This is a genomic window from Nautilia profundicola AmH (assembly GCF_000021725.1).
In the GTDB taxonomy this organism is placed as follows: Bacteria; Campylobacterota; Campylobacteria; order Campylobacterales; family Nautiliaceae; genus Nautilia; species Nautilia profundicola.
Map to the genome: position 1 here is coordinate 897,065 of NC_012115.1, position 13,265 is coordinate 910,329.

The window sequence follows — 13,265 nt, forward strand, 5'->3', positions numbered from 1 at the left end:
ATTTACTCTTTTATCCATTTTTTTAAAATTTTTTCTCTAATTCCGCTTTTATCCATTTTTTCAATTTCTTTATTTATTTTTTGCAACAGTTCTTTTGCTTTAGGATATTTTTTCGAGATAAAAAGTCTGAATTTGGAAGTTTTTAACTTATCATAAGGAACATATGAGATATCTTCCGGAATCTTACATTTACCAATCATCTGATATCCTAAAATTGCCTCTTTAGAAGCAACCATAATATCACACCTATTTGCGGATATTTTTTTCAAAACAGCACATTGACTTGTTGCTTCTTGATTAATTGTTTTATTTTTATCCAAATTAAACACTGTATAATAAAATGAAGTGTTATAACCGTTTACGTCACATATTCTTAAAGAATTAATATCATTTTTAACTTTATTAAGTATTTCATCTTTGGTAAATCTTTTTTTCGAAAACCATATTACTTGGTGAGTTGTATATATTGGTTTTGTAATATATAATATTTTTGCCCTTTCTTTGGAATAAAGACCTGGGAAAATAGCATATTTTTTTGCTCTGTCATATACTGATACTAAATAAGTACACCTTTTCCATGGAAGAAGATCAAGTTTATATGTAATGTTAAGATCTTTAAACATCACATTATACATATCAACCAAAGCACCTACAACCTTACTTTTATCAACTTTACCATTAACTCTTTTATAAAATACAAAAGGCGGCCATTCAGCTCCGTCATCACATATGTACAATATATCTTTAGCATATAAACTAAACCCAAGAATTATTGCCAATAATATTTTCATTCACACCCCCTTATATTTTAAATCCGATTACTGCAATATCATCGTTTCTCATTTCATCCTTTTGCCATTTTCTCAATTCTTCCAAGAAAAGTTCTTTTTGTAAACTAAAACTGCTGTTATGATATTTTTGTATTAACATCATAAATCTTTTTTTACCAAACGGGAATCCGCTTTCCCCTCCCAACTGATCTAAAAATCCGTCAGTCGTGACATAAAATTTCATATCTTCTTTTATATTAATATCGTATTCGGTGTACTTATAATTAATATCTGTAAACACATCTCCAACTGAGCGTTTATTTCCTCTTATAGTTTTGACCTCTTCATTTTCATCTAAATAAAATATCGGTACATTTGCGCTTGAAAATTTAAATATATTTTTTTCTTTGTTGTAATATATAATAGCTCCGTCAAATCCTGCATTTGAAGTTGAGTCTTTATTGTATTGTTTCAATATTGATTTAATGGAAACATTAAATTTTTCCAATATTTCAGCAGGAGAAATTTCTTTTTCAGAAAGACTTAATTCGTTTATAATATGCATTTGCACAGCTTTTACGAGCATTGTCATTAACGCGCCATGAACACCGTGTCCCGTACAATCGATTAACATTAATAAAAATTCATTTTTTCTCACTTCGTCAAGAAAATATATATCACCGCCGAGTACGTCTTTAGGCTCCCAGATTACGAAATAATCTTTAAAACATTTTGCAAACACCTTTTCAGACGGAAGTATTGATTTTTGTATTAATGAAGCATATCTGATACTTTCTTCCGTCATATTTAGAAGAGCTTTTATTTTACTTGTTTTTTGTTCTACTAAATCTTCCAAATGATTTTTTAATTTTTCTAATTCTTTTTTATCTGTAATATTGTATGAAATCATTATATATTTACACTCATCATCAAACATACATTTTTTAGTCATGTGCGAATAAAGCCAATAATCTTTTCCGTCTTTTGAAACACACTTAACTTCACCGTTCCATATACCGTTTTTGTTAACGTTTTTAATTATTTCGTCTAATTTTATATTTTTAAATATATCCAATTTTTTATTAAGAATTTCGTTTTTTGAATATCCGCAAGTCTCGCAAAAAGCTTTTGTAACATCAATTATTTCACCTTTTTCATTGAACTCGCTGATAATTACGTACTTATCTATTACATTCATAAGCTCAGAAAGCTCTCTATGTAATTTAGAACTAACTGCAATACCTTTATTTGTAAAGTTCGCTATCTCTCCAAACTCATCTTTTGTGTTTATTCTAATAGGTTGAATTTTTAATTTCGGATTTGCTAAGAAATTGAAAAATCTTTCTAAACCTTTTCTTATTTCTTTAAGCGGTTTGTTTATGAATTCATTTAATATAAAAATTAAAATTACTATTGTAAACAGTGCGGCAATTACAAAATATAAAAACAGCATTTTCTCTTTTTGTAATGTAGCGTTATATATTTGATTGAATTTAATATTTACAAGTTTTAATTCGTTTTGTTCCATTTCGTTTAAATGTTGAAGAACAGGTGTCAAATCATAATACACTTTAACGTAACCGATAGGTTCGTTATTGTAAATAAGCTCTTTTTTTATATATTTAAATTTTTTAAATTGCTCCGGTAAATCTTTTGAAGAAAATATTTTTTTACCATGGTCTTTATATGCTGAAAGAAAAACTGATTTGGCAACAGTATCATATATAACCACACCTTTTATTACGTCATCTTCCAATAAAACATCATCAAGTATTTTTTTTGCCGCTTCTTCTTGGTAATTAAACAATGAATAACTAAAAGTGGTTTTTGAAAAGTTGATTATTTTTTTAAGGTTACAAAGAGTTTTTTCTTTAGTTTTTTCTTTTTGTTCTTCAATAAAATTAACAACAAATTGTTTCTGCTGGGAATTGAGTGTTTTTAAAATTTCAGCCTGGTGATTTTTAATAGAAGTCGCTATCCATATCCATATTATACTTTGAAGAATTATAATTATTATTAAAACTTTGAATACTATACTATTTTTAAATTTTACCATTAAAAACCTCAATCATTTTCTTTTATTATAGCATATATTGAGGTAGTGATAAAGTGTAAATAATAAATAAGACCCGGGAGGGCGTTCACGCAGTGACTTTGGGCTCCGCCAAGTCACAGATTGAGGATAGGAGGACCGGTTTAGGGGCAGCATAAGCCGCCACACACCCCGGCCCTACCGTCTCCTCTATAAAATTGGTTGTAGGGCCCCAAAATGTGCGGGTAGCGACACCTCCCAGGTTGAGCGGAATTTTATCAGATTTTTTGAGTAAAATCAAGAAGTTTTGTAGTTTTCAATCAACTTTTATTAATTTAATTTTAGCGTATTTTTAGGGATTTTGCAAGTTTAATACATTCATTAATTGAAGGTGTAGTAGGCATAAATATTTCTGTAGTAAATTTAGAAAGCTCTTTTTTAGTTTTATTACCGATAGCTATGGTCACTATGTTTTCAAAAGTTAGTATTTTTGAAAAACATTTAACTGTAGAAGGAGAAGTAAAAATAACTATCGATGGCTTTTTAAACTGTTCATCAGGCGTATTACAGACCGTTTCATAAATAATTACTTCTTTTAAAGTGTTGTTTATAAATTCTTTTTGAATTTTTGATACTAATTTTTTGGCTCTGAAAAAAAGAAAAGTTTTGTTTTTATATATTTGATTAATCTCTTTTGCAAATTCATCTCCGTAAGCTGACTTCGCAATATATTCAACCTTGCCACCTAATTTTTCTATTTCGTTTGCAGTTGCTTTACCTATAGCTAATGAAGGATAGTTTTTCCATTCGTCTGTAAGATTGTTAACAGCCCGTACGCCGTTTTTTGAAGTAAAAATAAGATAGTCGATATTTTCAAAAGAGAAAGAGGGAGAAAGAAAATTAATTTTGATTACCGGGTAATTCTCAACTCCGTCAATTTTCTGATCAGTTAAAAGATATATAGGTAATTCACTTTTCACTTTTAACTTTTCACTTAAATTATTCCCACTCGATTGTTGCAGGCGGTTTACTTGAAATATCATAAACAACTCTGTTGATTCCGTCAACTTCGTTGATAATTCTTGTGCTTACCCTCTCAAGAAACTCATGAGGCAAATGACTGAATGTCGCCGTCATACCGTCTGTCGAGCTTACGCATCTGATTGCTACGGTATTGTCATATGTTCTGTTATCACCCATAACACCAACACTTCTTACGTTAAGAAGTACCGCAAAAGCCTGCCATACATCATTGTATAGTCCCCATGCTTTTAGTTCCTGAATTAAAATAGCGTCGGCTTCTCTTAATATGTTTAGATCTTCTTCATTAACCTCACCCATAATTCTAATAGCAAGTCCAGGTCCAGGGAACGGATGTCTGTATACAAGCTCACTTGGAAGACCAAGTTCGATTCCAAGTTTTCTAACTTCATCTTTGAAAAGTTCTCTTAAAGGTTCAATAAGTTCGAACTGCATCCAATCAGGAAGTCCGCCAACATTATGATGCGATTTAATTGTTTTAGAAGGGCCTTTTACGCTTACGCTTTCAATTACGTCAGGATACAGTGTTCCCTGTGCCAAGAATTTAGCGTCTTTGTGTTTTTTTGCTTCTTCGTCAAACACTTCGATAAACGTATGCCCGATAATTTTTCTTTTCTCTTCAGGATCCACAACGCCTTTTAGTTTACTTAAGAATTTTTCTCTTGCATCAACTGTAATTAAAGGTACGTGAAGTACGTTTTTAAATGCATGCTCCACCTGCTCTCTTTCATTTTTTCTAAGAAGTCCGGTATCCACAAAAATAGGTACAAGTTTATCACCTATAGCTTCATGTAAAAGCGCTGCTGTAACAGAGCTGTCAACTCCTCCGCTTAATGCACATATTACTTTATTGTCACCAACTTGTTCTCTGATTTTTTTAATCTGTTCTTTTGCGAAGTGCGCCATATCCCATTTGCTTGTTACACCACATACGTTTCTTGCGAAGTTTCTTAAAATTTTCTGACCTTCAACGCTGTGAGTAACTTCAGGATGGAACTGAATTGCGTAAATCTCTTTTTCTTCATTTACGATTGCAGCATAAGGTGCGTTTGAAGTATGAGCAATTCTTTTAAATCCGGGAGCCAATTTCTCAACTCTGTCACCGTGACTCATCCAAACGATTGTAGGATTACTTACATCATCAAACAGTTTATGCGGTTCATCAATAAAAAGCTCGGCTTTCCCGTATTCATGATGGTCAGCCCTTACAACTTCTCCTCCGAAGTCAACAGTAATTAACTGCATTCCGTAACATATACCAAGGATAGGAAGCCCTAATTCATATATTTCTTTATCAACTCTGTATGCGTCTTTTTCATAAACACTCGCAGGTCCTCCACTGAAAATAATACCTTTAGGTTTTTTTTCTTTTGCAGCTTTTAGACCGTCAAAGTAAGGTACTATTTCACTGTATATACCCTCTTCTCTTAGTCTTCTTGCTATCAATTGTGTATATTGACTACCAAAATCAAGTATTAGTATTTCAACTTGCATTTTACTCCTTTAAATTTTTGCTTATTATTTAATTTCTCAAAATCAAATAATAAACAAAAAAAGGGATTAATAAATCCCTAAAAGTTCGAATTGTACATACCAGATTGCAATACTTAGAAAGTATCCAAGTACAACAGTCCATGCATATTTCATATGGCTTCCGAATGTATAAACACCTCTCATTCTACCCATAACACCAACACCTGCGGCACTACCGAAACTAATCATACTACCACCGATACCAGCTGTAAGCGTTACAAGCATCCATTCATCAGCTCCCATAGGAGGATTGGCTTTTAGAATCGCAGCCATTACAGGCACGTTATCTACAATCGCACTGATAAACCCTACACCGATATTTCCATATGTAGGCCCTATTATTTCATAAAGTTTCGTAACATACATCAACCATCCAAGGAAATAAAGCGCTCCTACGGCTGAAAGAATACCAAAGAAGAAAAGCAATGTATCATTTTCTACTTTTGCCATATTGACGAAAATATTGATATGTTCTTTATGTTTTCTTTTATGATAAAACGTATAAAGCTGTAAAATAGCCAAACCAAACATCATACCCCACATTGCTGGGAAATGTAAGAAAATATGTCCGAATACCGCTATTGTAATAGTTAATATACCTAAGTATACAATTGTCATACCACCGGTTTTTATTTCGGTTTTTGGCGTTGTAAGAGCATCAAAATGCGGTTCGCCTTTTGGAACAAAAAGACTAAGCAGCCATGCAGTTAATAACCACCCTATAATTGATGCCGGAAACAGTGCCAAGAAATCAACAAATTCACCCTTACCGGCCGTCCAAGCCATAAGTGTCGTAATATCCCCGAACGGTGACCAAGCACCCCCGGCATTAGCCGCTACAACTATATTAATAGCTCCCGGAACTAAGAAATTCGTATTGTGCTTATCAATTGTGTATAAAACAGTTGATAATATAAGAGCTGTAGTTAAGTTGTCAGCCACTGGAGAAATCCAGAATGCCAATGTACCAGTAATCCAGAAAAGTTTTTTATAACTGTATCCTCTTGAGATCAGTCTGTATTTTAGAGCATCAAAAACACCTCTTTCTATCAAACTCTCAATATATGTCATTGCCACAAATAAGAAAAAGAATATTTCGGCAATTTCCAAAATAAGCTTTTGCATTTCATGATGCAGAGGCGTAGGATCAAGCCCGTTTACCGCAAAATAAATACCGATAAGCATAAAAGAAAAAGTACCGATAAACAGCGCCGGCTTGGCTTTGTTTATTTCAAACTTCTCCTCAGTCGCAATAAAATAATAACCTACAACAAATACCAATAATACTAAATACCCAACCCAAGTATGTGTAAAATCATGAATTAATGTTTCATGCATGTTCATCCTTTCTATAATGTGCACCAAGTGACATTTTTCTATTTAGTGCCGCTTTTACTATTTCACGTGCTGTTAAAAATCTAAGTTTAGCGAGTCTACCAAGTTTTGGAATAGTGTTTTCAATAAACTCAAGTGCCTCTTGTAAGCCACTTTCTTTTCGTATTATACCAACATTTTTCCACATTTGCTCCCTTAAAAGATTCTTATAATATTTATCTTTTTCTTTAAACAATTCCTCATTATTTATATCAAATTCGATATGTTTTGTTTTAAATTTCTCTTTTATAATATTTTCTGCGGCTTTTCTTGCAAACACAAAACATTCAAGCAAAGAATTACTCGCAAGTCTGTTCGCTCCATGCACTCCTGTATTTGCTACTTCACCCACGGCATATAAATTTTTAAAATTATCGACTTTTGAATTGCAATCGACTGCTATACCACCCATAAAGTAATGAAATGCAGGTGAAATTGGGATTTTTTCATATGGAACGTTTATATCATAGTCTCTAAGTTTATTGTAAATTGTCGGAAACCTGTTTTTAAAAAACTCTTCATCAAACATACTTACATCCAAAAATACTTTATGTCCTTTTTGCTGATGTTTAAATATTGCTCGGCTTACAATATCACGTCCTGCAAGCTCTCCTCTTTCATCATATTCGAATACAAACCTTTCACCGTTTTCATCAACTATGTGAGCGCCTTCTCCTCTTAGCGCTTCTGTAAGAAGCATTTTTTGAGATGTTTTCATTTCAATAAATACAGTCGGATGAAACTGCGTCATCTCCATATCTCTTACTTTTATACCTTTTTCAATCGCAATACCCTGAATATCACCTGATATCGTTCTTGCATTCGTATCGAATTTATAAAGTGCACCTATTCCCCCACTTGCCAATATTACGTGATCAGCATAAATGTTGAATTTTTCATTTTTTCTAAATACAGAAACACCGTATGCGGTATTATTTTTTAAAAGTACGTCAAATACAATCGTTTCATCAAGTAAATAACTTCTGTCTTTTTTTAATAAAAATTTATGAAGTTCCCTCCCGGTAGCGTCACCTCCGGCATGATAAACCCTACTGACACTGTGAGCGGCTTCTTTGGTGATCTCTGGATCGAATTTGAAACCGTAATTCATTATTTCTTCTTTAAGTTTTAAAGAAAGTTTACTTAAAATTTCCACCATTTCTTTTTTATTATGAAAAACACCCGCTTTTAACGTATCTTCAATGTGTACAGGAACGTCTGCTTCGTCAAGAGCCATTGTAACACCGCCCTGAGCATAGAAACTGTTGGCATCCCAAACCTGATTTTTAGTAATTATTAGCGTTTTATATCCATTGTCATTTAAAAATTTGGCACACCATATACCGGCTATTCCGCTACCTATTATTATTGCATCGAATTTCATATGACTCCTATTTTATATTCAGTGTAGAATTTATTTCTATTATTTTTAAATCACTCTGATTAACTTCTTTATTTTGTTCTTTTCCCGGCCACACCGGATCAGCTTTATATCCGCATCCGATAAGAAAAAACGTTATAATAACAATATGAAAAAAGCGAAACATATAATTAACCATATATTAAGTCCTTATTCGGATAAACTTGATCAACAGCGTTGTTTAAAAAAAATTATATCATTACTCCCCCCAAAATACAACAAATATATTACATCCTATCAGTTAAAAGGTGAAATTTTATTCATAAACGTATCCCATCAAGCTGTTAAACAGGAACTGTACTATAATAAAAACCTGATTTTTTCCATAATAAAAACAATGCACAATGCCGGAATGTGTAAAGATATAAATCCGAAAAAAGTAGTTACGAATTACAAATATTCACCAAAACCCAAACCGCCTACTGTTTATAAATTTTATATTAAACCTGCGGGAAATTTTGAAATAAAAGCAAAGAAAAAAGAGATAAATGAGAAATTTGAAGAAATAAGAAAACTACTCAAAAGAGATTGAATTTTCTTCAAGTAGTTTTTTTGCTTTATTCAAAAGAGCGGTATTTATTTTGAAAATAAAACTCCCTTTCATTTCACTATTTAGGGTATAGCAATATTCTATATCTATTCCGTTGTCGCTAAAAAGACTCACTACCCTGCTTAATGCTCCTATTTCATCATCAATTTCGACTTTTAACACATCAGTAAGAGTCAGTGAAAACCCGTTTTTTTCAATTGCTTCACAAGCACTGACGATATCATCGGTAATAACTCTTAAAAGCCCGAAATCACTTGATTCCACCAAATCTACTGCTTTGATTGAAACGTTCGCATCGGCGAGCACTGATGTTATTTCTTTAAGCTTTCCAGGTTTTTTTTCCAAAAATATTGATATTTGTTTCATTTTATTTCCTTTTATCTACGATTCTGACCGCTTTACCCATACTTCTCTCAATTGTTTTAGGCTCAACCAAAATAATATTCGCATTAATATACAGATTGTTTAGAAGCGCTTGCTGCAAATCTTTTTTAATTTTCTCAAGTGCTGCGATATTATCCATCATAATATCATCACTGACTTCCACTAATATTTCAAGCTTGTCAAGATGTCCTTTTTTATCCGCAACTATTTGATAATTAAGAGTCACGCCTTCCGTGTTGGCAATCACATGCTCAACCTGAGAAGGATATACGTTTACACCATTGATAATCAGCATATCATCAGCACGTCCAAGTACGCTTTCCATTCTTACAAACGTTCTTCCGCACGCGCACGGTTCTTTATACAATCTTGTAATATCTCCCGTTCTGTATCTGATGATAGGAAGCGCCTGTTTTGTGAGGGTTGTGATTACAAGCTCACCTTCTTCCCCGTCAGGAAGCACTTCTCCGGTTTTAGGATCGATTATTTCAGGATAAAAGTGATCTTCCTGGATATGGAGTCCCCTTCCTTTGTTACAGCTGCAGCTGACTCCCGGACCGATTATTTCACTTAGCCCGTAAACTTCGTAATAATCAATATCCCATGCTTCAGCCACTTCTTTTCTTAATCCTTCACTTGTAGGCTCGGCTCCGAAAAATCCGCATCTAAGTTTATAGTCCTTTCTGAAATCCGGCCCCGCAGCTCTTGCTTTTTCCGCCAGGTGCAGTGCAAATGAAGGTGTTGCGAAAAGCACAGTGGCTCCAAAATCACGCATTAACATAAGCTGTCTATCGGTAAATCCTCCGCTTGCAGGAACAATCGCCGCGCCTATTTTTTGAGCAGCTTCATGAAAGCCGAGTCCTCCTGTAAACAACCCGTATCCATATGCATTATGACACACGTCTTTTGAATTTACATCTCCCATAGAAAGACATCTCATCATAACTTCATCCCATACTTCCATATCATGCTCGGTATATCCTACAACAGTAGGTTTCCCCGTTGTCCCGGAAGAGCTGTGAATTCTTACAACTTCGCTCATTGGAACGGTAAACAGTCCGAAAGGATAATTATCCCTTAAATCCTGTTTTTTAGTAAACGGAAGTTTTTGAATGTCTTCAAGAGATTTGATATCATCCGGTGTAATACCAAGTTCATCAAATTTCTGCTTGTAAAAGGGACTCAGAGCATATACTCTCGTTACCACTTCTTTCAATCTTTTAAGCTGTACTTTTTCTATGTCTTCTCTTTTTGCACTTTCTATTTTATTCCATATCATTTGCACTCCTTTTTGCCCAATTTAATTTTTTAACCGCAACTATATCTCTTCTAAAACATCTCTTTTTGTTTTATATACCGTACCTGTAAAGAAAGCTATTTTCTTTTCACCGTTTGTAATAATCACCTCATACGTCCCGAGTCTGTTGCTTTCATCCACAAGTTTAGCCTCCGCAATAAGCTCATCACCCTCTCTTCCGGCATGAATAAAAGATATTGAAGTGTTTATCGCAAGTGAGACTTTCCCAAATGAATTACTCGCAACTGCAAAAGCAAAATCTGCCAAGGTGAATATTGCCCCGCCATGAGCAACACCTGCCTGATTCAGATGAAATTCCTTTATTTTCAGCTTGGCTTTTGCGAATCCATAATGAACTTCCAAAAGCTCAATTCCTATATTTTTTGAAAAATCCCTTCCTTCAGCGAAAAAGGTTTTAATTTTTTCCATATTCAATAGCTTTTTCTAAAATATCAAAGTTTTGAGGTGCGAATTTCGGATTTATTTCCTCAATTGCCTCTTTCACCTCATCCACACTGAAAGGAAAATCTTTTACCCTCGCAAGAGTAAGCCCAAGCATAAATACATTAAGCCCCTTAGCGTCAAAAACACCCTCTTCCGCTAATTTATTCGCATCAACCGCAAATACGTTTGCGTCAATTTCAGGAAACTCATCGGCATTTACTACTACGTTCCCGCCTCTTTTAAGATACGGAAGATTAAGTATTGCTTCATCCTTGTCAAGCCCTATAAGCAGATCAGCCTGGGCAAGGTCTATTAAAGGATTGTAAAAATCCCCTATTTTGATATGCGAGCTTACACTTCCTCCTCTTTGACTCATTCCGTGGTTTTCTGTTCCTAAAAATTTATATCCTTTTTTACCAGCACATATACTTAATACCTTAACCAAAAAGACAACTCCCTGTCCTCCGAATCCTGCAACCACTATCTGATATTTCATATTATCTTCTCCTTACATTGCTTAATTGATATTATATTCCTCATCCTTCAACCTTCTTCTTATTACTTTTCCCTTGGAATGAATGCGTCTGTCGGGCATATACCGCTTATACATACACCGCACCCGATACAAAGAAGCGGATCGATTTCAATTTTACCTCTTTCATTATATGCCATAGGAGGACATACGTATTGAGTCGTACATACGTCACAGGCAACACATTTTTCTTCATCAACGGTAGCGAAAATTCCAGGAAGAAACTGTGTAGCCCTTTCTTTATCAAGTACGCAGTACTGTCTGCTTACAACCACAAGAGGTCTGTCAGTTTCATCGAATCTTTTTTTAACTTCTTTAAAGAAATTGATCGTTTCGTTAATATCAGGCTTGTAAAAGTATTCCATTACCTCAGCCCCGCACCCTTCGGCTACTTTTTTAATATCAACTTCTCCGCTTGTAGCCCTCTCAGGCGTAGTTTGGCGTCCCGTCATTGCCGTAGTCGAGTTATCAAGTATTACGAGTATGAATTTGGCCTTTTGATATACGGCGTTAATCAGAGGTGCCGTACCTGAATGGAAAAACGTAGAGTCCCCGATAGTTGCGATTACGGTTTTATTTTTATCCGCTATTGCAAATCCGTGAGCCATTGATACGCTTCCTCCCATACATAAAACCGTATCGATAGCATCAAGATTTATTCCGAGCGTATAACACCCTATATCTGAAGGATAAATGGATTTTTTCGGTCTGAAAACTTTTTTGATTGCAAAATATACATCCCTGTGAGGACATCCGGGACAAAGATTCGGTTTTCTTGTTTTAGGATTCTCAGGAGTAAATACAGGTTTATAGATATTTTCACCATTATAAAACCCTATTTTGGTCAATGCTTCAAGTACTCTTTCTTTATTCATTTCATCAATTTGATGCATATGCCCACTCATTCTGCCGTAAACGTTTTCACTTCTTATCTCTTCTTCTATTACTGGATAAGTCTCTTCTACAACAAGTACTTTATTATACTTTTTAACAAGATCTTTAAGTTTATCTACCGGCAATGGATACGGCATATCTATTTTTAAAAGGTCAATATCAAGTCCTAATTCCTCAAGAACTTCTTTTACGTATCCGTAAGCCGTCCCGCTTGATATGATTAAATTTTCCGTGCCTTTAAGCTCCTCAATTTTAGGCTTTATCAGTTCATTATAATTATATTCTCTTATCTTATCTAATCTATCTAACTGCTCATAAGCCTGTTTAAGTCTTCCGGCTCTCGGAACGGCTGCCCATCTCGGTATATCACGCTCAAAATTTCCTTCAGTATCTTTAAATTCGAAATTACCGTCAATTTCTACGATTTCCCTTGAATGTGAAACCCTCATAACGGTTCTTAACATCACGGGAATTTCAAAATGTTTGGAAATTTTGCTTGCTAACTTAGTAAAATCGTATGCTTCTTGCGGAGTAGCCGGATCAACAACCGGAATTCTTGCAAATCTTGCAAACTCTCTACTATCCTGCTCTGTTTGGGAAGAATTAAATCCGGGATCATCCGCAACTATTAATACAAACGCTCCTTTATTACCTATAAAACTTGCACTCATAAGAGCGTCGCTTGCTACGTTTAATCCCACCTGTTTCATAGTTGCCGCTGCGTTTACACCGGCAATAGCACCGGCATAAGCAACTTCAAAGCCGACTTTTTCATTTGTGGCCCATTCAGCATATACCGGCAGATCTTTTTTTATTTTCTGTACGGTTGTAAGTATCTCGCTCGAGGGAGTACCCGGATAACCGCTAACCATTTTAGTATTTGAATGCAAAAGCCCGTATGCTATTGCTTCATTTCCCATTAATGTTAACTTCATACTTCGCCTTTGTGTAGAATTTAAACAATAATAACAAAAAAATTTTTAATTTTTGCTTA

12 protein-coding genes are annotated in these 13,265 nt (G+C 34.4%); 1 reads left to right on the plus strand and 11 read right to left on the minus strand.

Translation table 11 applies throughout. From position 1 onward, the window contains the following. Positions 1 to 2: 2 nt before the first annotated feature. The 6 genes from NAMH_RS04840 to NAMH_RS04865 all read right to left on the minus strand — a co-directional run bounded on the left by NAMH_RS04840 (position 3) and on the right by NAMH_RS04865 (position 8,134). The gene (locus NAMH_RS04840) at positions 3 to 791 is read right to left on the minus strand and encodes a substrate-binding periplasmic protein (protein ID WP_012663660.1); all 789 of its coding nucleotides are present in this window, start codon (positions 789 to 791) and stop codon (positions 3 to 5) included. A 10-nt stretch (positions 792 to 801) separates the two neighbouring features. Continuing rightward, the gene (locus tag NAMH_RS04845) at positions 802 to 2,826 is read right to left on the minus strand and encodes a SpoIIE family protein phosphatase (protein WP_015902318.1); all 2,025 of its coding nucleotides are present in this window, start codon (positions 2,824 to 2,826) and stop codon (positions 802 to 804) included. Between the two features lie 317 nt (positions 2,827 to 3,143). Beyond that, the gene (locus NAMH_RS04850) at positions 3,144 to 3,782 is read right to left on the minus strand and encodes a uroporphyrinogen-III synthase (RefSeq protein WP_015902106.1); all 639 of its coding nucleotides are present in this window, start codon (positions 3,780 to 3,782) and stop codon (positions 3,144 to 3,146) included. A 19-nt stretch (positions 3,783 to 3,801) separates the two neighbouring features. Continuing rightward, on the minus strand, positions 3,802 to 5,337 hold the full coding sequence (gene guaA / locus NAMH_RS04855) for a glutamine-hydrolyzing GMP synthase (protein WP_012663602.1): 1,536 nt from the start codon (positions 5,335 to 5,337) through the stop codon (positions 3,802 to 3,804). A gap of 66 nt (positions 5,338 to 5,403) precedes the next feature. Further along, on the minus strand, positions 5,404 to 6,714 hold the full coding sequence (nhaD, locus tag NAMH_RS04860; protein ID WP_015902672.1) for a sodium:proton antiporter NhaD: 1,311 nt from the start codon (positions 6,712 to 6,714) through the stop codon (positions 5,404 to 5,406). Then, complete coding sequence (locus NAMH_RS04865; protein ID WP_015901926.1) at positions 6,707 to 8,134, minus strand: L-aspartate oxidase; 1,428 nt, start codon at positions 8,132 to 8,134, stop codon at positions 6,707 to 6,709. The genes nhaD and NAMH_RS04865 overlap by 8 nt, the downstream gene beginning before the upstream one ends. 145 nt (positions 8,135 to 8,279) lie before the next feature. On the opposite strand from NAMH_RS04865, the gene NAMH_RS04870 reads away from it, so the two are divergent. Continuing rightward, positions 8,280 to 8,702 carry a DciA family protein gene (locus tag NAMH_RS04870; RefSeq protein ID WP_041361582.1) on the plus strand — a complete coding sequence of 141 codons (423 nt, stop codon included), beginning with the start codon at positions 8,280 to 8,282 and terminating at the stop codon, positions 8,700 to 8,702. On the opposite strand, the gene NAMH_RS04875 is transcribed toward NAMH_RS04870, so the two are convergent. The 5 genes from NAMH_RS04875 to NAMH_RS04895 form a co-directional block, all read right to left on the minus strand. After that, positions 8,685 to 9,086, minus strand: a complete 402-nt coding sequence (locus tag NAMH_RS04875) for an ACT domain protein (protein ID WP_012663840.1) — start codon at positions 9,084 to 9,086, stop codon at positions 8,685 to 8,687. The genes NAMH_RS04870 and NAMH_RS04875 overlap by 18 nt on opposite strands. Before the next feature lies 1 nt (position 9,087). Further along, positions 9,088 to 10,383: a phenylacetate--CoA ligase family protein gene (locus tag NAMH_RS04880; RefSeq protein WP_012663763.1), complete on the minus strand. Its 1,296-nt coding sequence runs from the start codon at positions 10,381 to 10,383 to the stop codon at positions 9,088 to 9,090. Positions 10,384 to 10,422: 39 nt separating this feature from the next. Then, a complete protein-coding gene (locus NAMH_RS04885; RefSeq protein ID WP_015902243.1) occupies positions 10,423 to 10,830 on the minus strand; it encodes a PaaI family thioesterase in 408 nt (135 codons plus the stop codon). Then, positions 10,817 to 11,341, minus strand: coding sequence for a 2-oxoacid:acceptor oxidoreductase family protein (locus NAMH_RS04890; protein WP_012663590.1), 525 nt, complete (start codon positions 11,339 to 11,341; stop codon positions 10,817 to 10,819). Before NAMH_RS04890 ends, NAMH_RS04885 begins: the two co-directional genes overlap by 14 nt. 62 nt (positions 11,342 to 11,403) lie before the next feature. Continuing rightward, a complete protein-coding gene (locus tag NAMH_RS04895) occupies positions 11,404 to 13,206 on the minus strand; it encodes a thiamine pyrophosphate-dependent enzyme (RefSeq protein ID WP_015902677.1) in 1,803 nt (600 codons plus the stop codon). Positions 13,207 to 13,265: the final 59 nt, after the last annotated feature.

Coding starts and splice junctions, on each gene's coding strand:
- NAMH_RS04880 (WP_012663763.1), bottom strand. CDS start 10,383: ATGATATGGAATAAAATAGAAAGTGCAAAAAGAGAAGACATAGAAAAA.
- NAMH_RS04870 (WP_041361582.1), top strand. CDS start 8,280: ATGAAAAAAGCGAAACATATAATTAACCATATATTAAGTCCTTATTCG.
- NAMH_RS04840 (WP_012663660.1), bottom strand. CDS start 791: ATGAAAATATTATTGGCAATAATTCTTGGGTTTAGTTTATATGCTAAA.
- nhaD (WP_015902672.1), bottom strand. CDS start 6,714: ATGCATGAAACATTAATTCATGATTTTACACATACTTGGGTTGGGTAT.
- NAMH_RS04865 (WP_015901926.1), bottom strand. CDS start 8,134: ATGAAATTCGATGCAATAATAATAGGTAGCGGAATAGCCGGTATATGG.
- NAMH_RS04895 (WP_015902677.1), bottom strand. CDS start 13,206: ATGAAGTTAACATTAATGGGAAATGAAGCAATAGCATACGGGCTTTTG.
- NAMH_RS04875 (WP_012663840.1), bottom strand. CDS start 9,086: ATGAAACAAATATCAATATTTTTGGAAAAAAAACCTGGAAAGCTTAAA.
- NAMH_RS04845 (WP_015902318.1), bottom strand. CDS start 2,826: ATGGTAAAATTTAAAAATAGTATAGTATTCAAAGTTTTAATAATAATT.
- NAMH_RS04885 (WP_015902243.1), bottom strand. CDS start 10,830: ATGGAAAAAATTAAAACCTTTTTCGCTGAAGGAAGGGATTTTTCAAAA.
- guaA (WP_012663602.1), bottom strand. CDS start 5,337: ATGCAAGTTGAAATACTAATACTTGATTTTGGTAGTCAATATACACAA.
- NAMH_RS04890 (WP_012663590.1), bottom strand. CDS start 11,341: ATGAAATATCAGATAGTGGTTGCAGGATTCGGAGGACAGGGAGTTGTC.